The organism is Dyella sp. S184, assembly GCF_009766065.1.
GTDB lineage: Bacteria > Pseudomonadota > Gammaproteobacteria > Xanthomonadales > Rhodanobacteraceae > Rhodanobacter.
This window is the reverse complement of record NZ_LMUE01000002.1, coordinates 1,208,083-1,229,911: the sequence shown is the minus strand read 5'-3', so window position 1 is coordinate 1,229,911 and position 21,829 is coordinate 1,208,083. Positions and strand designations below refer to the sequence as shown.

Annotated in this window: 23 protein-coding genes and 2 pseudogenes; 14 read left to right on the top strand and 11 right to left on the bottom strand. The window is 56.4% G+C overall.

From position 1 onward, the window contains the following. The first annotated feature begins 322 nt into the window (after positions 1–322). The 8 genes from GSQ75_RS05450 (at position 323) to GSQ75_RS05415 (ending at position 6,761) form a co-directional block, all read left to right on the top strand. The gene (locus GSQ75_RS05450; protein ID WP_158753460.1) at positions 323–622 is read left to right on the top strand and encodes a hypothetical protein; all 300 of its coding nucleotides are present in this window, start codon (positions 323–325) and stop codon (positions 620–622) included. Between the two features lies 1 nt (position 623). Further along, positions 624–938, top strand: a complete 315-nt coding sequence (locus GSQ75_RS05445; RefSeq protein ID WP_158753459.1) for a hypothetical protein — start codon at positions 624–626, stop codon at positions 936–938. A gap of 10 nt (positions 939–948) precedes the next feature. Continuing rightward, entirely contained in the window at positions 949–2,202 is a 1,254-nt protein-coding gene (locus GSQ75_RS05440) for a TIGR03032 family protein (RefSeq protein ID WP_254058440.1), read from the top strand. Next, a complete protein-coding gene (locus GSQ75_RS05435; RefSeq protein ID WP_158753458.1) occupies positions 2,199–2,648 on the top strand; it encodes an EF-hand domain-containing protein in 450 nt (149 codons plus the stop codon). Before GSQ75_RS05440 ends, GSQ75_RS05435 begins: the two co-directional genes overlap by 4 nt. A 52-nt stretch (positions 2,649–2,700) precedes the next feature. Next, positions 2,701–3,057: a hypothetical protein gene (locus GSQ75_RS05430; RefSeq protein WP_158753457.1), complete on the top strand. Its 357-nt coding sequence runs from the start codon at positions 2,701–2,703 to the stop codon at positions 3,055–3,057. A 480-nt stretch (positions 3,058–3,537) separates the two neighbouring features. Next, positions 3,538–4,650, top strand: a complete 1,113-nt coding sequence (locus tag GSQ75_RS05425; RefSeq protein ID WP_158753456.1) for a 3-deoxy-7-phosphoheptulonate synthase — start codon at positions 3,538–3,540, stop codon at positions 4,648–4,650. Positions 4,651–4,958: 308 nt separating this feature from the next. After that, positions 4,959–6,338, top strand: coding sequence for an FAD-containing oxidoreductase (locus GSQ75_RS05420; protein ID WP_158753455.1), 1,380 nt, complete (start codon positions 4,959–4,961; stop codon positions 6,336–6,338). A 30-nt stretch (positions 6,339–6,368) separates the two neighbouring features. After that, on the top strand, positions 6,369–6,761 hold the full coding sequence (locus GSQ75_RS05415; RefSeq protein ID WP_216840607.1) for a nuclear transport factor 2 family protein: 393 nt from the start codon (positions 6,369–6,371) through the stop codon (positions 6,759–6,761). 22 nt (positions 6,762–6,783) lie between these two features. Here GSQ75_RS05415 and GSQ75_RS19145 read toward each other — a convergent pair. The 5 genes and pseudogenes from GSQ75_RS19145 to GSQ75_RS05395 form a co-directional block, all read right to left on the bottom strand. Continuing rightward, positions 6,784–7,035 (bottom strand): annotated as a pseudogene (locus GSQ75_RS19145) (IS4 family transposase); the annotation flags it as partial. A gap of 76 nt (positions 7,036–7,111) precedes the next feature. Next, positions 7,112–8,068 carry an HPP family protein gene (locus GSQ75_RS05410; RefSeq protein ID WP_158753454.1) on the bottom strand — a complete coding sequence of 319 codons (957 nt, stop codon included), beginning with the start codon at positions 8,066–8,068 and terminating at the stop codon, positions 7,112–7,114. Between the two features lie 29 nt (positions 8,069–8,097). Then, positions 8,098–8,337 (bottom strand): annotated as a pseudogene (locus GSQ75_RS05405) (GMC family oxidoreductase); the annotation flags it as partial. Positions 8,338–8,608: 271 nt separating this feature from the next. Beyond that, positions 8,609–9,475 (bottom strand): alpha/beta hydrolase, encoded by an 867-nt coding sequence (locus tag GSQ75_RS05400; protein ID WP_254058478.1) that lies wholly within the window; start codon positions 9,473–9,475, stop codon positions 8,609–8,611. Positions 9,476–10,031: 556 nt separating this feature from the next. Continuing rightward, positions 10,032–10,676, bottom strand: coding sequence for a YceI family protein (locus tag GSQ75_RS05395; protein WP_158753452.1), 645 nt, complete (start codon positions 10,674–10,676; stop codon positions 10,032–10,034). 264 nt (positions 10,677–10,940) lie between these two features. Between GSQ75_RS05395 and GSQ75_RS05390 the strand changes: the two genes are divergently transcribed. Next, positions 10,941–11,237, top strand: coding sequence for a hypothetical protein (locus GSQ75_RS05390; RefSeq protein ID WP_158753451.1), 297 nt, complete (start codon positions 10,941–10,943; stop codon positions 11,235–11,237). Between the two features lie 382 nt (positions 11,238–11,619). On the opposite strand, the gene GSQ75_RS05385 is transcribed toward GSQ75_RS05390, so the two are convergent. Next, positions 11,620–12,159, bottom strand: coding sequence for an AraC family transcriptional regulator (locus tag GSQ75_RS05385; protein WP_158753450.1), 540 nt, complete (start codon positions 12,157–12,159; stop codon positions 11,620–11,622). Between the two features lie 244 nt (positions 12,160–12,403). Between GSQ75_RS05385 and GSQ75_RS05380 the strand changes: the two genes are divergently transcribed. Beyond that, positions 12,404–13,366, top strand: a complete 963-nt coding sequence (locus GSQ75_RS05380) for an IS5 family transposase (RefSeq protein WP_158753922.1) — start codon at positions 12,404–12,406, stop codon at positions 13,364–13,366. Between the two features lie 308 nt (positions 13,367–13,674). Then, positions 13,675–14,373: an AraC family transcriptional regulator gene (locus GSQ75_RS05375; protein WP_158753449.1), complete on the top strand. Its 699-nt coding sequence runs from the start codon at positions 13,675–13,677 to the stop codon at positions 14,371–14,373. Positions 14,374–14,636: 263 nt separating this feature from the next. Here the strand turns inward: GSQ75_RS05375 and GSQ75_RS05370 are convergent, their stop codons facing one another. Then, entirely contained in the window at positions 14,637–14,810 is a 174-nt protein-coding gene (locus GSQ75_RS05370) for a hypothetical protein (RefSeq protein WP_158753448.1), read from the bottom strand. Between the two features lie 75 nt (positions 14,811–14,885). Here GSQ75_RS05370 and GSQ75_RS05365 point away from each other — a divergent pair, with 75 nt between their 5' ends. Further along, positions 14,886–15,512 (top strand): response regulator transcription factor, encoded by a 627-nt coding sequence (locus GSQ75_RS05365; RefSeq protein WP_158753447.1) that lies wholly within the window; start codon positions 14,886–14,888, stop codon positions 15,510–15,512. An 18-nt stretch (positions 15,513–15,530) separates the two neighbouring features. Here the strand turns inward: GSQ75_RS05365 and GSQ75_RS05360 are convergent, their stop codons facing one another. Together GSQ75_RS05360 and GSQ75_RS05355 are read right to left on the bottom strand one after the other, a co-directional pair. Further along, positions 15,531–16,541 carry a zinc-dependent alcohol dehydrogenase family protein gene (locus tag GSQ75_RS05360; protein WP_254058439.1) on the bottom strand — a complete coding sequence of 337 codons (1,011 nt, stop codon included), beginning with the start codon at positions 16,539–16,541 and terminating at the stop codon, positions 15,531–15,533. Positions 16,542–16,746: 205 nt separating this feature from the next. Beyond that, a complete protein-coding gene (locus GSQ75_RS05355; RefSeq protein WP_158753446.1) occupies positions 16,747–17,088 on the bottom strand; it encodes a carboxymuconolactone decarboxylase family protein in 342 nt (113 codons plus the stop codon). Positions 17,089–17,183: 95 nt separating this feature from the next. On the opposite strand from GSQ75_RS05355, the gene GSQ75_RS05350 reads away from it, so the two are divergent. Further along, positions 17,184–18,107: an AraC family transcriptional regulator gene (locus GSQ75_RS05350; RefSeq protein WP_158753445.1), complete on the top strand. Its 924-nt coding sequence runs from the start codon at positions 17,184–17,186 to the stop codon at positions 18,105–18,107. A gap of 60 nt (positions 18,108–18,167) precedes the next feature. Here the strand turns inward: GSQ75_RS05350 and tehA are convergent, their stop codons facing one another. Both tehA and GSQ75_RS05340 read right to left on the bottom strand, forming a co-directional pair. Continuing rightward, the gene (tehA, locus tag GSQ75_RS05345) at positions 18,168–19,172 is read right to left on the bottom strand and encodes a dicarboxylate transporter/tellurite-resistance protein TehA (RefSeq protein ID WP_158753444.1); all 1,005 of its coding nucleotides are present in this window, start codon (positions 19,170–19,172) and stop codon (positions 18,168–18,170) included. Positions 19,173–19,296: 124 nt separating this feature from the next. Next, positions 19,297–20,208, bottom strand: coding sequence for a type II CAAX endopeptidase family protein (locus GSQ75_RS05340; RefSeq protein WP_158753443.1), 912 nt, complete (start codon positions 20,206–20,208; stop codon positions 19,297–19,299). A gap of 347 nt (positions 20,209–20,555) precedes the next feature. On the opposite strand from GSQ75_RS05340, the gene GSQ75_RS05335 reads away from it, so the two are divergent. Beyond that, complete coding sequence (locus tag GSQ75_RS05335) at positions 20,556–21,764, top strand: porin (protein WP_158753442.1); 1,209 nt, start codon at positions 20,556–20,558, stop codon at positions 21,762–21,764. Positions 21,765–21,829 lie beyond the last annotated feature (65 nt).

Here is a 21,829-nt window from a genome sequence, read left to right as displayed (position 1 = left end):
CGGCAAGCTGGCGCTGTACGGCGGGTTGAACTGGCAGGACGGTGGGGCGTTGAAGAGCTTCTTCGGTGGCCAGGTCGGGTTGCGCTACACCTTCTAAGACGATGGGAAAGAACCCTGTGTAAGTGTGTTGTAGAAGTGTGAGTGAAGTGAGGGGGGAACCCGGCGAGCGCCCCGCCGCCGGGTTTCCGTTTACCGGCATCAAGGGTCCAGGCGCCTGCTACCAAGCTTCGGCTCGAGCCACGCAAAGACGCTGTATCCATAACCGAAGCGCCGATGGGCCCAGCGTATGCGGGTCAGAATCAGAAGATCTATGAGGAGCACCATGAATACCAAGGCATGCGAGACAAAGCACATCGAGTCCGGGGTACCTCTCCCTCAACGCGCCAGTCAGGTGCTTAGACCCGATCAGCAACGCGTGCTCGAGCTGAAAGATGGCGACAGCTTCTTGCTGCAAACGATCCCGATCGCCAAAGGCGAGTGCATCGTTCCGCAGTGGCAGTTCCACAGCGCGTCACACATCGCTACACGTCTTACGGACTGGGCGCGGAGGCGGCGTGTGCGGCTCGCGTATCGCATGGTCGACGAGACCACCGTCCGGATCTGGCGGCTCGGTGCGCTCTAACGTGGCCAACATGAGGACCACTGTCTTTGAGGGCTACACGATCGGTGAGATCGAGTGTGGCATCCCGTTTCCGTTTGGACACAACAAGCCGCTCTCCATCGAACAGAAACAAATGCTGCAACTGAAGGACGGCGAGAGTTTGGTACTCGAGCTGGATTTCGGTGAATACGCAAACGACAACGCCAAGCGGCTTGTGCAGTGGGCGCGGGCGCGGGGCATCCACGCCGTGCGGCGTAAGATCGACAACCACCATGTACGCATCTGGCGCGTGGGCGCTATGCAACCAGCGACGGTGCGCAAGCGGTCACCGAAATGAGGAGAATGACATGGCAAGCAAAGATGAAGTGTCCGATACCGATCTGCAGGACGTCGGTGACAAGGGTGAGATGGCGGTGGGCCTGCAGTCGGTAAGCGACGAGGCGGCCCCGGCTGTGCCCGAGAGTGCGCCGGAAGCGGCAGTGCCTGCCGGTTTGTCAGAAGCTGAGGCAGCGGCAGCGGCGAAGCCACTGGTCGACCCGCCCAAGCAGCAGATCGTCGAAAAAAGCTGCTCACGCGGCCTGGCCGCCTGGCTGGCCAGCAGCAACCTGTCCCTGGCGATCTCGTCCTACCAGACCGGTCGGGTGTATCTGGTGGGCAGCGACAAGCTCGGCCGCGTGTCGTTCTTCGAGCGCTTGTTCGAACGCGCCATGGGGATTGTCGGCAATGCCCAACGCATTTACCTGGGCGGCCTGTACCAGCTATGGCGCTTCGAGAACGTGCTGCGTTCGAACGAAGTCATCCATGCCCAGTTCGACAAGTGCTATGTCCCGCGCAATGCCCAGACCATCGGTGACCTGGATATCCACGAGCTGGGCATCCGCAAGAACGGCAAAGTGGTCTTCATTAACACCAAGTACTCCTGCCTTGCCGAGTTGAGCCAGACGCACAGCTTCAAGGCGATCTGGAAACCGGACTTCATCACCAAGCTGGCGCCGGAAGACCGTTGTCACCTCAATGGCCTGGCGATGGTCGACGGCGCACCCAAGTACGTCACCGCGGTGTGCAAGAGCGATGCGGTGGATGGCTGGCGCGACCGCCGCCACAACGGTGGCGTGGTGATCGACATCGACACCAACGAGATCGTCTGCGAAGGCCTGTCGATGCCGCATTCGCCGCGCTGGGCCAATGGCAAGCTGTGGGTATTGAACGCCGGCACCGGGCATCTGGGCTGGGTGGACTTCACGACCAAGTCGTTTGTACCGCATGCGTTCCTGCCCGGGTTCGTGCGCGGCCTGTCGATCTTCGGCAATATGGCGGCGGTGGGTTTGTCCAAGCCCAGGAACCAGCGCTTCGAAGGTTTGCAGCTGGATGCCGAGCTGACCCAGCACGATGTGGAGCCCTGGTGTGGTGTGCAGATCATCTCGCTGACCAATGGCGACGTGCTGCACTGGATCCGTTTCGAGGGCGACATTTCCGAGATCTTCGACCTGTGCTTCCTGCCGAACGTACGCAACCCGATGATGGTGGGCCTGCGCACGCCGGAGATTCGCGAGCTGATCACGTTTGAGGCGGAGCTGCAGACGGAGGGGGTGACGCCATGAGCAGGCACGGGAGTAGGGCAGGCTATGCCGTGTGTGTGATCGCGGCATTACTCGTGGCGACCTCGGCGCAGGCCCAAGCGACGACTCCGGCAAAGACGCCCGCCACCCAAGCGACCCCGGCACCACCGGCCGACGAAGCGGATACGCTCTTTGCCCGTTGGGATACCGACCACAACGGAGTGCTGTCGCCCGAGGAGTTCCGGGTCGGTTGGCATCAGCTGCAAGCCACGACTGAGCTGCACCGCCTGCATGAACAATTCGTGGCGATGGACGCCAACAAGAACGGGTGTCTGGATGCGTCGGAGTACGCCCACCTGGAACTGATCAGGAACGCCGGCAAGTCGGCACCGCCGCTGGCGATGTTCGATACGGAGAAGAACCAGTGTCTGGATTTCAAGGAATACGTGAACGTGGTCGACTACATGCTGAAGCACCAGCACAAGTGATCATGGCCGGTCACGGCTTGAATTAGGCGGTAAATCTAAGAAGGGAATCGAGATGGCCATTTCTCTGATTGTCGTGGTTGCCTCATGCTTATGCGCTGCGACGTCAATCCTCTCCACCATCAGCGCAGCCAGTGAGCGGATCGTGTTTTCCGGGGCCATTGTTGAGCCCACGTGCAGTGTTCCTTCTGTGGAAATAAACCTCTTGGCCGCCGCTGCACCAAGTACGCATGCGCAGGCGTGGCGATGGGTTTGCGCGCAGCCTGGCCATGCCGCAGAGGTGTATGCACTGACCGCAGAGAGGCTATCGAGTTCGGTTCATGATCGGATGCTGAAATACTTCGATGCTTACGTCATGGCAAGCGGACCTCTTGCGATGCATCCAGTGCTGCTGACTCAGACGTATGAATGATGCCGCACAGGGTGCACGCACGTTGCATTGATTCCCGATGCACCCCCGCTGTACGTGTCGCCAGCATCACGGTATATGAGTCATTTCGGACATTATCGAAGAACACATACAAAGCGCACATGAGATGCATGGGGTGACCCATGAAACATGATCTCTTACTTAGTCAGTAACGCACTATTCAGAGCCGGCTACGCTCCAAAGGCTATTTCGTGCATGACAAGGCGAATCCAACCGCCCTGCGGAGGGATGGAGAAAGCGGGCTTGCTTAACAGATGTCGCTTATCGGCGGCTGGGCTCCCACCGGTGAAGGCCGCTGCGTGAATGAGCAAGCCGAGTATTCGTGGAGCGAAAGGCTCAAGCCGTCGCCATGTCGGAAGCGCAGGTGGGGGCGAAGTCCAGGTCATCTTCGATCACGGAGCGCCGTCAACCTCCGTGGGCAGTTTTCATGGCTGCCGCTGGATCCCCATCAAGGAGTTCAACGTGAACCGCCACACCGATGACCTGCGTATCCGCGCGATCACCACTCTCAGTACACCTGCCGAGGTGATGCGCGATTGCGCTGCCAGCGAACGCGTGATGCTCACGGTGAATGCCTCCCGTGATGCTTTGCATCAGATCATCACAGGCAATGGCGATCGCCTCGCGGTGGTGATCGGGCCGTGCTCGATCCATGACACGAGAGCTGCGCTGACATACGCCAGGCGTCTTGTGCTGCTGCGCGAGCAGTTGAGCGACGCACTGGAAATCGTGATGCGCGTGTACTTCGAGAAGCCGCGTACGACGGTGGGCTGGAAAGGGCTGATCAACGATCCGGATCTGGACGGCAGCTTCCAGATCGACAAAGGCCTGCGGCTTGCACGTGGTTTGTTACGAGACATCAATGCACTCGGTTTGCCAGCGGGATGTGAGTTCCTCGACATGATCACGCCGCAATACATTGCCGATCTCGTGGCATGGGGGGCGATAGGTGCACGTACGACCGAGAGTCAGGTACATCGTGAGCTGGCCTCGGGCCTGTCGTGCCCGGTGGGGTTCAAGAATGGCACCGACGGCAACGTGAAGATCGCTGTAGACGCCGTGCACGCAGCGTCACAACCCCATCATTTTCTGGCGGTGACCAAAGGCGGGCAGGCAGCCATAGCAACGACCACCGGCAATTCAGACTGCCATGTGATCCTGCGCGGCGGCAACGTACCGAATTACGATGCGACCAGTGTCGCAGCGGCTTGCGCAGCGATCGGCAAGACTGGCCTGCCGCCGCGAGTGATGATCGATGCCAGCCATGCCAACAGCGGCAAGCAACCGGAAAACCAACCGCGTGTGCTCGAAGATATCGCTGCACAGATCGAGGCTGGCGAAACCCGCATCATCGGCGTCATGGTGGAAAGTCACCTCGTGGCCGGACGACAGGATCTGATCCCGGGCCAGCCGCTGATCTTTGGTCAGAGCATCACCGACGGCTGCATTGACTGGGACTGCTCCGTGCAAGTGTTGGAGCGTCTGGCACTAGCAGTACGGCGGCGGCGCTTGATAGCGAGGGCTGAACACGGACGTCGCTCAGGCGCGGCGGCGGCCGTGCTGGCCAATCACTAAATTTTCGGCCTCTTCTGGAGTTTAAACCGAATGCCCACGTGGGCATGCCATCAAAGTCTGCGCATATTTGGAAACCAAAGTAAGTGCGGTCAAGAGCTTTTACGTACGTACTTTGCTTGTCGTCTGCCAGAAAAGTTTGTATATGGCCAGGTAAAACAATTGGTTAGGGAGCGAAAAATTGGGCCAGCGGTATCCCTTTGACAATCAAAGTATGTGCTGGAAGCATTTGGCTGGATGTCCGCCATCAATAGCTGGCATTACCGACGAACCAAAACGCAAACTCGATCAGAATCGAGGGAAGGTCAGCCATGAGCCGCGTTTTCGATGCGATCGTTATCGGTGCCGGGCAAGCCGGACCACCCCTGGCAGACCGCCTGACCGCTGCGGGCATGATGGTGGCACTCGTAGAGCGTCATTTCTTTGGCGGTACTTGTGTCAATACCGGCTGTATGCCCACCAAAACACTGGTAGCCAGCGCGCGCGTTGCGCATCAGGCGCGGCGTGCCGCGGAATATGGTGTCGTATTAAATGGCGACGTAAGCATCGATCTGCCGCGAGTCATGGCAAGGGCGCATAAGGTAACCGAAGCGTCTCGCGGCAATGTGGAACGTTGGCTTGATGGCATGAAAAATCTGACGGTATTGCGCGGACATGCCCGATTTGAACGTCCCGATACACTGCGCGTGAACGACGAGACCATTACCGCGCCGCGCATATTCCTCAATGTCGGCGGCCGTGCGCGGATACCGGAGGACATGCCTGGCATTGGCGACATCAATTATCTTTCCAATACATCGATACTCGAGCTTGCTGCGCCTCCACGACATCTCGCGGTGATCGGCGGCAGTTACATCGGTCTTGAGTACGCACAAATGTTTCGCCGCTTTGGCAGCAAAGTCACCATCGTAGAGCGTCAGTCGCGATTGATCGCTCGTGAAGACGAAGACATCTCAGAAGCGATCCGAAGCATACTTGAGGGCGAAGGGATTACGGTGCGCACCAATGCCGAATGTATCGCCTTTGCGCCGCATGCCGAAGGCGCTGTCGTAAAAGTTGACTGCACTTCCGGCGATAAGGAAATCGTCCCCAGCCATGTGCTGCTGGCCGTAGGACGTCGCCCAAATACGGACGATCTTGGATTGGAGCAGGCCGGCATCAAAACTGATCAACATGGCTACATCATCGTTGACGATAGGCTCGCAACCAACGTACCCGGCATCTGGGCTTTAGGTGATTGCAATGGACGCGGTGCCTTCACGCATACGGCTTACAACGATTTCGAGATTATCGCAGCGAATCTTCTCGATGGTGCGCAGCGGCGCGTTTCATCGCGCATACCCGGCTACGCACTGTTTACGGACCCACCCCTAGGGCGTGTCGGTATGACCGACGCACAGGCACGTGCCAGCGGTAGGCCACTGTTGATATCCAAACGCCCCATGACGCGTGTCGGTCGCGCTGTTGAACGCGACGAAACGCAAGGTTTCATGAAGGTGATTGCCGACGCTGATACGCGACGCATCCTTGGCGCCGCGATCTTGGGGGTGGGCGGCGACGAGGCCATCCATGGCGTACTTGATTTGATGAACGCAGATCAGCCCTTCGATACGTTGAAATGGGCGGTGCCGATTCATCCGACTGTCTCGGAATTACTGCCGACCCTTGTTGGTGATCTCAAACCTATTTGATGCTGAGCGATTTGAAGCAAACGGAGGCCGATGATGGAAGTGCAGAATGTTCGGACGGCTCTGGATCGACATTGGGCTGCGTCTGCTGCAGGTGATCAAGTTGCCGAGCATGAGATCTATCACGATGACGCCGTCTGCGAGTACCCACAGTCAGGCGAGATCATTCACGGTCGGCATAATCTGCAAGCGCTTCGTAGCCATCATCCAGGTAAACCATCGGGGTTTGTGGTCCGGCGTATCGTAGGACAGGGCAACCTCTGGGTTACCGAATATGCAATTACCTATGAGAGCAAGCCCGTCTACACCGTGAGCATCATGGAGTTTCGGGACGGAAAGGTATTGCATGAAACCCAGTACTTCGCCGATGCGTTTGCAGCTCCTGCTTGGCGTGCCCAGTGGGTCGAGCGGAAGATAGGTCTTTGATCCTGAGGTATCACCACGGAGTTCATGCGGGCATCTGCATCTGAGCGAGTGTCGTCGGCGGTAGAAATATCTGACGGCCCAGCCATCGTGATATGGGCTCGATGGACCATGATCTGATCAATGCTTCGCGTCCGAGACGAGGGACCGAATAGAGCTTGCGTGTGGATCGTCGGTGCGAAAGCCAGTGCACGATGTCGAGCGCTTCGCAGGCGAGACCGGCGGGCAAGCTGGCGAAGGCTGCCAATGCATTGAACAACAGCGGGATTTCGATGCGTTACTTGGCGAAGGATTGGCGAAGTAAGCGGGATTGGCTTGCTTCTGAGAAATGCACTCTGCTCTTTTTGCTTTTTTTACGCGACCTGGCGTTTGATTCTCGACGATTTCTCGATGAGCAGGAAACTCGCCGTCAAAAGCGTGCTGCCTATGCTGACTGCGAGCGGGAAATGCCAGTCGGCGCAGGTCATGACTTGCGGAAGGAGTCCTATGGCAAGTGCGGGGATTGCATGCAGACGAGTCGCGCGAAGCATAACGACGCCGAACAGCATGGCCAGCACAGTGGATGTAACGCCAGGACCAAACGTCGCCACCGTAGCGACGCCGACTGCCGCCGCGAGCGTGCACACTGCCGGCAACAGTATCGGTCGCTGGGCCCAGGGACAGACGTTTGCATGCGCGAACATTTCGAAGGCAATAACGACGAGTGGCGGGAAAAGCACCATTCGCATTCCGGTCGCCATCGAAAGCAGGTAGGCAACGCCGAGAAAAGTTACTAAGAACGGAATCCACAGAAATTGCTTGGGCAGCGATTCGATTTCGTCATCGACCAGATCGTCGGCGCTCGTCGCGGCGCGTGCGGCTCCCTTGTCGAAGAACCTCCGGTATGCGGAGGACAGGACGGCAAGCGCACTCGTGCCGAGCAGAATCGCAAGCGGATAGAGCCAGCCTTTCTCGCCTAGTGAGAGCGCGAGAAAGCAGGCCGAGATGGCCGGAGCGATCGGCGAGCGCATGAGCTTGAGAATGATCATCGCCCCCAAAATGCAAATCGCAATGGATGCGGCGGAATAAGGCAGATAACGAGTGACGAGTACACCCAGCACGGCGGTCATTGCCGGGGTGAGCGCAAGCATCCAGGGCGCACTGGCCCAGGTGCCGCGTGGCCGCAGGAATACGTCGTAGGACAGTGCAGCTAGCTCGGGGAAAAGGAGCAAAGGTACGCCGGTCGCCGAGGCGGCTCGCGCGATGCCGCCCATGAAGCAGAGCGAGATGAGGACAGCTGAGATAATGTGGCGAGATTCAGCAGTTCTCATGTAACGGGCCTATGTGTTGCGTCGAAGTTTTATTTGGTAGTAAGGAACTTGGCTGCCATCTCACCGACCCCAATGCTCGGGGCCATCGTGTTGCCCGCCGTGACGCGTGGAAACACCGATGCGTCCGCGACCGTAAGACCTTCCAAGCCGTGGACCTTCAGGCGACCGCTTACCACCGATGTGGTTGGATCAACGCCCATTCTGGCTGTGCCGCTTTGGTGCCAGAAGGTAGAAAGACCGCGACGAAGAAACGTTTGCAGCTGAATTTTTGAAAGAGATTCGGACGCGACTTGGCCAGTCCGGTAAGGCGCAACGCAGCCTGATTACCACGCCCGATCGCTTGCTCTGCAACAGCAGTCAAAGTTTCCAAATCGCCATCTGCCGAGAGATAGCCAGATTTGATCTCCAGGGGAGGGTCGACGTCATTTCTCCAGCTTTTTGCCGAAGCATTTCACCCGCAGGTGTTTTCTTCGGTACAACGTGACCGACCGATTCAAGGCCGGTAATGAGCCACTACAGCGCATCTACGGACGATTCGCCTTAGGAGACGTTTTTTACTTTCCGCTTTAGGAAGTCGCGGATGTAATCGGCAACGTCATGCGCGTTGGTCTCCAGCGCGAAATGCCCGGTATTCAACAAATGCACTTCGGCTTCGGGGATATCACGCTTATAGGCCTGTGCGCCCGCGGGAAGGAAAAACGGGTCTTGGTCGCCCCATACCGCAAGCAATGGCGGTTGATGCTCGCGAAAGTACGCTTGCCATGCGGGATAGGAGGCTACGTTGGTGCGGTAATCCAGCACGAGGTCAAGCTGGATATCATCCATCCCCGGGCGACTGATGTATGCAATGTCGAGCGTGTAGCCGTCGGGCGACACCTTGAGGGGATCGGCTCCATGCAGATACTGCAAGCGTATCGCTTCGGGTGAAAGAGCATCGCGGCACGCTTCTCGCGTCTTCTCCGAAGGGGCTCGCCAGTACGCTTGATAAGGACCCCAGACGTCGCTCAACCCGTCTTCGTAGGCATTGCCGTTCTGGCTGATGATGGCCGTCACGCGCTCGGGATGGGCGACTGCTACGCGAAAGCCGGTAGGTGCACCGTAGTCGAAGACATATAGCGCGTATTTCTTGAGGTTCAACGCGTTCGTGAAACCGATGACGATCTGCGCAAGTTGGTCGAACGTATAGTCAAACGCGCCGCGCGGGGGCGCTTTCGTATTGCCAAAACCCGGAAGGTCCGGGGCGATGACATGGTAATCGTTAGCCAGCAATGGAATGAGGTCACGGAACATATGACTGGAAGTCGGGTATCCATGCAACAGAAGTAGCACCGGCGCGCCCACACGACCCGCTTCACGATAGAAGACTTCGACGTCGTCTACTTTTTGCGCTTTATATAACGTAGCCATAGAGAGATGTTCCTCTGGATGTTTGGCGGAACGAGAGCGGTCGACAGAAGTTTCCGATCGATCGAATGCACTCGCTATACGATTTGCGGCGAGAGCGAGTGATCCGAAAAGGGTCGCTGCCAAAAATTTGCGACGCTTCACATTGAGCTGACCCTGCGTATTGAAATTTCTAATCATGCCCTGTGACCTTCGTAGCGGAAGTCGCTATTTGCAGATGGTTGGCCGCGTTCGTGTCATGCGGATTGCAAACATCGAAACGACGCTAAGCGCCGCGTGCATCGGGCGCGTCCTGCACAGGGCCAGAATAGGCAATGATGGCGTCGGCGTTTCTTAAAGTCCCGGAGCATTTGGAGCAGTCCAACATACGCGCCACCCTCTACCAGTGCCGAAATTCTTTGTGCGGCGTTCAGTTTCCTCAGTCTCGCGCTATTTGGCAGGCGGAGGAATTCTCAATCAGCTCATTTATATGTTCGATCGTCTCACGGTGTTTTATGCGAGGTCATGGATCTAGCCAAAACAAGGGGAGGCTTCAATCGATGAATGTCGATGCGGCAAGTTAGGTTTTCACGAATTCAGTTTCGATAAGAAGAGTTACTTCGTCGGCTTCCAGTGGCGCCCATTCTCCGACACCAAATTCGGATCGTTTAAATGTTGCTTCGCCAGAGAAACCCATGCGACCGTGAGCGAAGCCACGATAAACGACATTTAGCGTCAGTGGCTTTTTCACGCCATGAAAGTCCAGGATGCCGTCCACAGATATGTGATCGCCAGCGATCTTCACTGCCGACGACGAAAATGTGATTTTGGGGTATTGATCAATCCGAAAGTATCGCTTGGCTATTTTTTTGTCGAATGCCTGGTCGCCGGTATCGACCGACTGCGGGGCAATAGATATCTCAAGGTTTATGGCCATTGTACGCGAGGGATCGAATAAAAATCCGCCACTCAAGGAATCGAAGCGAAGCGAGTAGCGAGACAAGTCCATATGAGCGAGTTTCGCTATAACCGACGTATGGTGCGGATCGATCTTATATTCACCTGCCGTGATCGCTCTTGGATCTTTAGTAAGACCAAGGGACTTGTACTGTGCCAAGGCTGCTGCATCTTCCGTGGCGCTCTGACTCGCCTGCATGGCGATCCCTGCTGGCGCCTCTAGCAAGGACACTACTGCTATGGCGAAAGAAGCGAGAAGGCTTTTCACCGAGTGCACTCCTGGATCGTCTATGGGAGAGTCGCTGGTTATGGTGCGCTATGACCCCTGGAAAAGAATCATACGAAAGGGTTACATCGGGCACTGGGGTGAATGGGCGTTTTCTTGTCGCGTACCGATGCGCAGAGAACTCGTTACTGAAGAAGATCAACTTCGAACGACATCATCAATTGTCAAGGCCGCTTATAAAATACAAGCGAATACCGCGCATCAGATCCTACAGTTAGAGCACCTCATTGATAGGAGAGCTATCCCATGGTGATGCGACCGCAAATCCGGAGATGGGAACTTTCTTCTAGTAGGAATGCCGTCTCCGCGCAGGACATGCGTCCTGAAAAATATTCAGGCCTAGGCAGCGCGGTATTGGACGTGCTCAGCGTTCTGCGCATTGCGCAGGAGATCGAGCCAAATCCGAACGCGACGCTATCGTGGTATCAACATACTCAAATCGATGAACTCGACTCGCTAACCGCAGAGCAACTGGTGCACGATGGGCGCACCGCCGAAGTCATTCGGTTTTTGCGAGCTATCCAGGCAGGTGTGAGGCATTAGCCATGCGGCAATCACTTGAAGTGGGTATGACCCTGGCGTCAGTTCGGCGAGGTGTTCGGTCGCGGAGCGATAGAACTCAGCCAGCCCTGGACTTTGCTCGCGTCTCCGAAGATATGGCGCGACTTGCAGCCTTCAGAGAGGAGGTCGTCATGAATGCATTTGCAGCGCTTGAGGAGCGCCATGCATTGCTTGCGGAAATGCTCGTTGCTCATTTTGGAAGTCGAAGTAAGGCGGCGAGATGGATGTGTTCGCATCAACATTCTTTTGAGGGACGGACAGGGGATGACGTTATCGTGGCCGGCGAGGTGGACATGGTTTGGGATAAGGTCATGACGAAAGCCGTTCTGGCCGTGCAACTAACACAGCTGTTATCCATTTCGCTTCAAACGGGATGCCAAAGATTGGCAAAAAGTCGGCGCCAAGCTCCTGGGCTGATGCCGATTTCACGCGTGAAGATTCTTGTGAAGTGGCAATTTTCCGAGTAGCCACATTGCTTGGCGATATCTGCGATTGATGCGTTGCCGTCGACGAGAAGGTGTTTCGCCCTAGTCATTCTGGCCTTGATGATCCAATGATGAGGAGACATTCCTGCTGACATGCGAAAGCATCGTTCAAAGTGGCCCAGCGACATGGCACAGGCTTGTGCGGCTAGAGCGGAGGCGTTGGTCGAAGACGCCATGTCGCAAAGTATCGACTTCGCTTTATTGAGTTGACGCTGCGTCAACGTGCCGCGACTTTGACAGAAAATAGAGGATTGTCTTTTCGTTCTCTCGTTTTCCAATGCCGTTGAGGCGAGCGTTAATTGATGAACGATCAAGTCGCTGATATCTGAGCCACGCGACATCTGCTGGATAGTCGATTTAAGAATCGCCGCGACTTCACCGCTAACGTTCGAGATATAGAAATCCGCGGTGTCGTTCATAGGGTACCTCCAGCGTAGTCGCGCAGTGGGCGAACAGAGTTAGGGCTAGCAACGCGGCTTCAGGGTATTTGAGGGATGTCGGTCTGACATCTCTCTTCATGCCGTGTTCGAAGTAGCCCTTTGGGATTAGCCGCAGAAGCGGCGGCAGCATTTAACGCCTAAGGAAACTCTGATTTTGCCCTGCGGTCGAAGCGAAGCCGTCACCGACAGAGTGTAGAAGATGCCCGAGCAGTTGACCCTGGCCATGCAAGCCGATGGCGGATTCGAGACGCATCGCAAACCGACGCGGCGTGATGTGTTTCTCGCCGAGATGGACAAGGTGGTGCCGTGGTCCGAGCTGTGCGCGGTGATTGAGCCGTTCTATCCCAAGGCGCGCGCCGAAGGTGGTCGTCGTCCGGTGGGCCTGGAACGGATGCTGCGCATCTACTTCTTGCAGCAGTGGTATGCGCTGAGCGATCCGGCCGTGGAGGAGGCGCTGTACGACTCGGCGTCGATGCGTCGGTTTGTCGGCATTGATCTGGGGCGCGAGGCGGCGCCGGACGAGACGACGGTATGCAAGTTCCGGCATCTGCTGGAGAAGCATGGGTTGGCCGGGCAGCTGTTCAAGGCGGTGAACCGGCATCTGCACGATCACGGCTTGAAGCTCTCGCAGGGCACGATCGTGGACGCGACGATTCTTGGCGCGGCATCGTCGAACAAGAACCGGGCCAAGGCGCGCGATCCGCAGATGCACCAGACCAAGAAAGGGAATCAATGGTATTTCGGGATGAAGGCACACATCGGCGTGGACGAGGCCACCGGCCTGGTGCACAGCGTGGTGACGACGGCGGCGAACGTGGCGGATGTGACACAGGTGGGACACCTGCTGCATGGGCGGGAGAAAGCGGTGTTTGGCGACGCCGGTTACACCGGCGCGCCCAAACACGCCAAGCCACGACGCGGCCGGCGCTGGTACATCGCGGCCAAGCGAAGCACGGTCAAGGCGATCACCGATGAGACGCTGCGCGGATTGATCGAAGAGCTGGAGCACGTCAAGGCGTCGATCCGGGCAGCGGTCGAGCATCCTTTCCGGGTGATCAAGCGGCAATTCGGTCACGTGAAGGCGCGCTACCGCGGCCTCGCCAAGAACGGTGCGCAGGTGCTGACGCTGTTTGCGTTGAGCAATGTATGGATGGCTCGTACGCATCTGCTGGCCAAGACAGGATAAGTGCGCCCGCCGAGCGCACCGCCGCGCTGAAACGCGGCAAATCAGGTGCGAAATTGCCCAACGAAGCGGTGTATATCTGTTGTCAGGCGTGAAGCGATGACGAACACGATGGTTGTCGTCGCAAACCCCAGATGATCAGACCATCCCTAAGTGGTACGTTTTCTTGAGTCAAAGTTGTGTTTTGTTTAGGTGCGATGCTTCGTATATTGACGCTGACGGTACTAAAACGTCCCGCTTGCAGCATGCGACCAGTCGCGCTACCACACTTTGACTTGGGGGTTGCCGTGTTGGGTAACGATTTGCATCTCATGGCACTTCCTGATCAAACGGATATCTTCGTCCACGTTGCGCGCGTATCCGACGAATTTGCGGTTGCGTGTATCGTCAACGATCGGCGCCACGGGAGAGGTGTCCAGACGCCTATTACGCTTCGTGTCAGCGAATCACACTCCTCGATCGCCATGCCCCAATCTGGCGCCGATCAAAGTAGCGTTGAGAATTTTCGTGATGTAGTGACCGCGCTTCTGACAACGTCGCTCACGCACGGTTGTTCTGATCACGATGCATTCGTCCGACACATGGTCATCGCGCTCTATGCCATTCGTGGTGGCAACCATATAGAAGTCGATACGGTGCCTGGTGGTCTCAAGCCTTGGCAGAAATTGGCGGCCGAGCAAATGCTTGGTGGCAACAGACCGAGTGGAATCTCTTTGCCGGATGTCGCGCAGGCCTGCGGACTGTCAACGCCGCATTTTGGCCGTGCATTCAATAAGTCCTTTGGGGTGCCCCCGCATCGCTGGTTGCTGATTCAGCACTTGGAAAAAACCAAGACGTTATTGATGGAGTCGGACGGGTCTCTCGCTGACATAGCCTATGAATGTGGCTTCTGCGATCAAAGCCATTTGTGTCATGCCTTCTCACAACGGTTTGGCATGAGTCCGGGCGCATGGCGCAAGAACTATCGGGATCAAAGCGACATCGGCCCGCTGGCATCGAAAACGCATTGAATGAATGACGAAATTCAAGGTTCCCAGATGTCTGGACGGATCTACCCCTTTCGGATGATCTCTGCTGGGGGAAAGCGAGCTATTGAATACGCAACATGGCAAGGACCCATTGCATGCACGTTTTTCCTTGGACCTGTCCCAGTATTTGGTGGATTGCTGCTAGCGTCACTGTGATCCTTTTGATGTTGGCCGTTCTATGGCGTTGGCGCAGGTGGCACATTAGACAGCAGGCACGCTCGAAAGCTAAACAGGCGGCGATGGAATCAGAGGCACATGCGCTCGAGGAGTCGATGCTTCAGTCCGGGCAGGGGCTGATCCTTCGCTTCGAAGCTATTGCGCGGCGACTCCCGCCGGATCACCCCGTACGGAGGGACATTGTCGAGGCGCTCGATCGCGCCGAGCACGTACTGGAAAAAGGTCTCGATCGAGCGCAGCATCGGCGTGACGCCGGTGGGACTTCATCGCCCTCCGATCCTTCTGAAACGCCCTGAACAACGATGCGAGTGAGCGCCATGAACGCAAATCCCGCTGTCATTCGAATCCTTGCCGTTGATGATCATCCGCTCATGCTCGAAGGCTTGGCTGCTGTCATTGGCACCGAGCCAAGTATGCAGCTCGTGGCCGAGGCGAGTACCGGCGAAGAGGCGATTCTGCAATACCGCAAATATCGGCCGGACGTCACGCTGATGGATCTGGAGCTTCCGGCTATGTCGGGGGAAGAGGCCATTCGCATCATTCATGACGAGCACCCAGGAGCCATCATCCTCGTGCTGACGACATTCAAAGGCGACGCCCAAGCCTTACGCGCGCTGCAGGCCGGCGCGCGGGGTTACCTGTTGAAAAGTTCGGTGCGGCGCGATCTCATCGATACGATCCACGCGCTGCATGAGGGCAAGAAGGTTATCCCGCGCGAGATTGCCGCCGAGATCGCGGATCACGCGATCGACGAACGACTTACCTCGCGCGAGATTACCGTTCTCAAATATGTCGCGAATGGACATTCCAACAAAACGGTGGGCGACTTGCTGTGCATCTCTGAGGCGACCGTGAAGGTGCATGTGAAGAACATCCTTGGAAAGCTACAGGCCGCTTCGCGAACCCAGGCCGTGCAGATAGCACAGCGGCGCGGAATCATTTAAAGAGCGGCGTTCGGGGGCCTATGAGTCCGAAGAGACATCAACGATCACCTTTCCATCCGCCCGACCGCTTTGCTGCCACGTATGCGCATCTTCGACACTTTTCAGGTCGAAGCGTCGCCCGTCGATACGTGGCTGAATTTTGCCTTGATCGACAAGCTGGGCAATCTGGCGAAGGATCTCGCCATGATGCTCACGCCCTTCGCCGGTGAGTAAAGGCAGCAGCGTGAACACGCCTGAATAGCTTGCCGCGCGAAACGATAGCGGTGCGAGTGAATGCGTTCCCCAGCCGAGGGAGCTGACAACGTGCCCAAAGCGGGTAACTGCATGGAACGATGCGTCGAGACTGCTACCGCCTGCCGTGTCGTAAACAATGTCGAAGCCGGCATCATGGGTCTGGGAGGCTACGTATTCTTCAACACTCGTAGATGTGTGGTCGATGTGCGTGGCACCGTAATCCCGAATCACATTGCCCCTGGAAGGCGAGCCAGTAGCGTATACGTTCGCCCCGAAGGCGCGTGCGAGTTGAATCGCTGCATTACCGACACCTCCTGCGCCACCTTGAACGAGCACCGTTTGACCTGCGCGAACGCGCGCGCGATCCACCAAACCTTCCCACGCTGTGATGTAGACCAAAGGCATCGAAGCTGCCTCGCGCATCGATAGCGACGTCGGCTTCCTAGCAAGGAGCTTCGCATCGACCACGGTATATTCGGCGAGCGATCCCTGCACGCCGCCGACGCCACCGCTCATGCCGTATACCTCGTCACCCACAACAAAACGCGTCACCCCTTCGCCGACCTCCTCAACGACACCTGCCATGTCAATGCCAAGCACGGCGGGCAGCGGGTGTCTGGCATGTGCAGCGGTGCCTGCCTTTATCTTCAGATCGAGCGGGTTAACGCCACTCGATCTGACGCGAACTAGCACGTGGCCTGGCAGCAGAATAGGGCGAACAATTTGTTTGTATTGAAAAGCAGTATTTGGATCTTCTACGACCGCAGCCATCATGGTTGAGCGATGATTCATCATGGCAAACCTCTCCTGGGAGTTTTGTTAAAGATGGCGCGAAGCCGTCCCTAGCCTATAGGGGGATTACGAAGCGCATTGACGGATCGAAACGTCGAGCGATGTCCCGGCGCCTACGATCCGCTCAGCGACGATGGCCTTGGCAGCATCAATGCCCATTGGTCTACGTATCGGCCATCGTGATGGCGCGATGTTCAATCGTTGGAGGTTATTTGCTTTCGTACGCCTTTACGGCATCGATAACGCGCGCCGAATAAACCATTGCCGCACCAGCATTCAGTGCAACCGCTACGCCGAGCGCTTCGGTGATCTCGTCTTGGGTCGCACCTTGCTTGAGCGCTTCTGCGACGTGCACCGTGATACAGCCGTCGCAGCGCGTCGTAACGGCCACGGCCAATGCAATCAGTTCGCGTGTCTTGGCGCCGAGCAGATCGGCTTTGTTTCCTGCCTTGGATAGCGTCTGGTAGCCAGCCACGGTATCGGGGCTCGACGCACCAATCTCGCCAATGCGGCCCATAAGTTGTTTGCGATAGTTCTGCCAGTCCAACATGACAATGCCCTCAATAAGTGGGAGTTCGAGGTCCCCCGGCCTGCACAGTGTTGCGCTGACCGACGAGATCGTTAATATGCTAAGCACTCATTTTTATGATCGATCGTCTCATGGACGCTCTAAGCAAGGTCATTGCTCTCACTCATATTCAAGGCAGCCTGGACCTGCGTTGCCAGATGGCGGGAAGCTTCGAGCTGGATCATCCACAACTGATACCTGGCGAAGCTCCGTTTCACTTGGTTCTTGCGGGATGTGCCACGCTCCTCTTCGCGCGGCGAAAAGCACTGGAGCTAAAGGCAGGCGATTTCGTGTTGCTGCCGCGTGGCATCGCGCACACCATAAAAGGGAGTGGCGACGAACGCGAAACGACCGTGGTACTCGACACTTCGGGTCCGCTGCCCGAGCGGCGTAACACGGATGGCGAGGCGGACATGGATCTTTTGTGCGGGCGCTTCATGTACGCACCAGGGGCGGCAGACTTGATCATGAGCACGTTGCCGGATGTCGTGCATATTTCTTTCGCAGAGGAAGGTCATCTGAATTTTCTCCAGAGCGTTGTCGCCATGATGCGAGAGGAAGTAAAGCAGTTGAGTTCAGGGGCACTCTCCATCGTTACGGCACTTAGCGAAGTGTTGTTCGTTTTGGCTCTGCGCAGCTACTCGAAGAAAGAAGGCATACCACCGTCGCTGTTGGCATTGCTTGGCGACAGCCGGCTCAGTCATGCTGTGCTAGCCATGACGAAGGAGCCGCAGAAACCATGGACCGTAGATACGCTCGCAAAACAGGCGAGCATGTCGCGGGCGACCTTCGCACGACACTTCATGGAAAGAGGTGCCACATCACCCATGGACCTTCTCACGACGCTACGCATGCGCCTCGCCTCCGATCTGCTTGCAGCCGGCAAGCTGTCGTCTGCAGATATTGCCGAGCGTGTTGGCTATCAATCCGAAGCGGCCTTCGCCAAAGCCTTTCGGAAGAAAATGGGTTTGACGCCGGCAGCGTTTCGACGTCAGGGATGAAGGCATCAGATCTTGCGTGTGCTTGCGCGAGCAGGTTCATTGTTGCTTGAGAACGTGCGTTTAATAGGCAGTGTTTCGCGGCGCGTTCGTCAAAGACTCCACAACCACAGACGTCGGAAGCAATCTGCCACGCAACAGCAGATGCAACGTGTTCATGGCCAATAGTCCGATGATGACGTTCGCAAAAACAAACAGTGATGGCGCGAGCATTGCTGCGGGGCCGACATCGCCTCGTTCAATCATGCGCAAGGGGGCAATCGCAAGCGCAGCAACGCCGAAAGAGAATCCCCAGTACGACGCGCCAAATGGTTGCTTGTGAATCCATGGCAGCAGGCGCAATAGAACTAGCGCTTGCAACAACGCATAACCAAAAAGCGCGTTGGCAAAGAGGTCTGGAGCTCCGGTCGTCACGGACAAATAGCTGACCGCGCCAACTGCCGGGGGCGCCAACTGGATGCCTAGTGTGGGACGAAGCGCGGGGGACATCGCGTTGCCGATAAACAGTCGGTGTATCAGTACCGACTCCAGCGCTATCCAGGAGAAAAGCCCCGCGCCGAATGCCAGCTGTGCCCAATCGGGGTATCCCAGCGCGGACAAGACAGTTGTGGTTACAAAGGAGCCCGTGACGGTGGGCAAATACAAAACAGCCGTTGTGCACGATTCTTCGCGACCGCCTTCCCACAGGCTGCCCGTACGCCATGCGGCGAAAGCGACGGTGTATAACGCACCTGCAGTCAAAAACATGGCCGCGGCTTCACGTGAGTAGGGGGCCACCGCGCCGGCAACCAACATCGTTGTGACACCGACGAGGCCCGCGAAGCAACATTGGACGGGATGGTGCAATTCCGAACGGGCGTTTTCGCGTTTATATATCCATTTGGCGGCATACAAGATCACCAGCAGCAACCAGACGAGGCTACCCACTAATTCAAGCGTTTCGCCAATAGCCCACGAAAGACCCCAAACCTTATGGGCGAGTCGCCATGCGCTTCCTAGGCCGATCAGACCCAGCACGATGCCGAAGAAACTCGCTGGGACGACGGGGATACGCTGCGTGAGGTTCATGCAAGGCTCCAATTGGCAAGGAGAGCACCTATCGCACTTTTCGCCGCGAGCTTAGGTAGCTCTATGACGGAAAGATTCATCCCAAAGAGGCAGGCAACGAATTTCTCATCACTTCATCAACGCTTTAGTCTGCACGCTTCGTATTGAAAGCGCGTTGGAAATGGGGCGGGTTGGAGGCGCGTGGTCCCAGCCAACCTTTCTTGCCGGCATAAAGCATGGCAACGATGGCTAGCGTAGCAATGATGGAAGCTAACAACGATCCGTCAGGACCATAAGCACCACCCGTGAGATAGACGGATTTGCTGAGGTCTGGAACGCTGACGAGGACACCGTTCGTGGTGTTGACGCCCAGAAACGATTCTTCCCAAAAATCCCAGGCAATGTGCAAGCCCACGGACATCCAAAGCCGTCCGGTCAGCATATACGGCAAGCCCAGAGTCAAGCCTGCATTGAATGCAACTTCAATGGCCTGGAACGGTGTGGCGTGGGTGAGATGAGCAATGCCAAAAAGTGCGGAGGAAATAAGTAGGCCTGCGATGGGATTGAACATGCGGGCGAAGATGCGCAACAACACCGCTCTAAAAGCTAATTCCTCCAGCATGCCGGAGATGTAGCTGTCGAAGACGAAGCTATTGAGCCAATTTTTGCCGTGCCCGAGATGGACGCTGTAAAAGCCCAGTGAAGCAAGCAACAGCAGCATCAACGAGAGAATGACAATGCCGATGATGGCGCCCACCAGCAGGTCAATCCAGGAGGAATCCTGGAAGAAGATTTCGCTGGGTGCACGTCGCTCGAAGACACGAATCAGAAGAGCATAGAAAACAAAGCCAAGGATGGGGATTCCGATGCCCGCCACATACCCGGCGTACGACGACAAGTGCAGCCAAGTGGGAGCGAACACGGAAGAGAAGAGAAATCCAAAGAAAAGAGCGTAAAGAGCTGCCGCCCAAATCAGGCATCGGATGGCCAGCGTTCTTCCGCGTGAAAGCACGCCAGCATTTCCAATCTCGAAATTCCACAATGTACGGCTTGCCATGGCAAATCCTCACTCGCTTCTTTTCATCACGCAGTCCAAAACTTCCACATCGGTAGGTCAAATCATTTCACCTTGGCGATCCCTGCACTTTCGGGTCCGATCTTACGACACCACTAGCCATGAAGATTCATCCAAAAGGAGTAGGTCGTTAATTCGTTGAGCGCTTGAACGAAGCGCCTTTTCGCCAAGAAATCAAGTATGTGAGGTAACTGTCATCACACGCGATTCGTTAAAGCACTCGTTGTATCTGTAGACGACAATCATCCTGTTTTTCAACAAGAACAAAGCAGATTGCTCGCTGACACTCTCGTGGCATTCCGATTGGTGGACTGCCTTGCGACGCTGCGATGAGTGCCTCCAAGAAAAACGGTGGACGATTCAAGATATTTGGAGGTGCGATGACCTTCATCTTTCTTTGCACGTCTATGGATTCCATAGCAGATGAACCCAACATATTTCGCGAGCCAACGCCGCAATGGGTCTGGGGAGACGAAACCCTTATCGAGCCCATCTTGATTTATGACTTCATAAGGACGAATTTCACTAGTGACGATGGCAAGTTTGCCAACGCCGAGAAGGGGAAATTTAATCATGTGGGCTTTGATGCGTTGAAGCCTGGTGCTTACGAGATCTCGGTCTACTATTCGCTACTGAACAAGCAATGGCGCGATGCATTTATCAAAATGCAGACATCGGCGTATACGCCTTATGATTTCGGCTCGCTGCGGTTGGGTGAAGGGAAGATTCCCTTGGATTTCGAAAAAAACATCAGTTCGACGCAGACGTCATTCATTGAATATTCGACGGCATCGCAGGCCGTCTTTGAAAGCTATCGGATAGGCGCTCAATGGTCGCTGCACGGTGAACATGCATTGATCGACGCCGGCTACTACGGTGACAACCTGGAAGGTAGCAACCCAGGGCATACCTGGGCGTTGCATGGGGCTTGGGTGCCGATCAATTTGCCTGGCGAGGTCGTCCACCTGGGGGTGGCTCGATCTATGGAATATCCGGAAGGTCGCATTGATGAGGCAGGGATGCCAGGGCCATCCACTGCGTCATTCAAGGTTGCACCATCAATTATTCTGAATGACGTCAGTCTCGAAAGCTCTGGGACACTCGAGAACGTCAAAAGCATCGAACGAACAGGCTTGGAAGCGCTGTGGATAGCTGGCCCAGTTTCGTGGCAAGCCGAGTATCTCGGCGCGAGAACCGAGTTCAGCACGACCGAACCAAGCTACACCGTCAATGGTCGCTATGTGTTCGGGAGCTGGGTGCTTACTGGCGAATCGCGCCGTTATAACGATGGGACCGTTCAGAATGTGGTGCCTGAACACGCCGGAGGCGCGGTCGAACTGGTATTTCGTTACAGCTCCGTCGACCTGAACGACCGCCCGGTTCCTGGTGGTTGGGAACGCGATTGGACGGCAGGTTTGAACTGGTACTGCGGGACGCACCTGCGATTGCAAGCTAATTACACGCGTACTCAATCTGATCGGCGACAAATATTCCTCGATCCGAGGACCTTCGAACTGCGTATCGAACTCTCTATTTAGGAGTCAGCGTGGTTGGTGCGTCGAGACGGAAGAAGTCAAAAAACACAGTTCTATCCAATACGTCT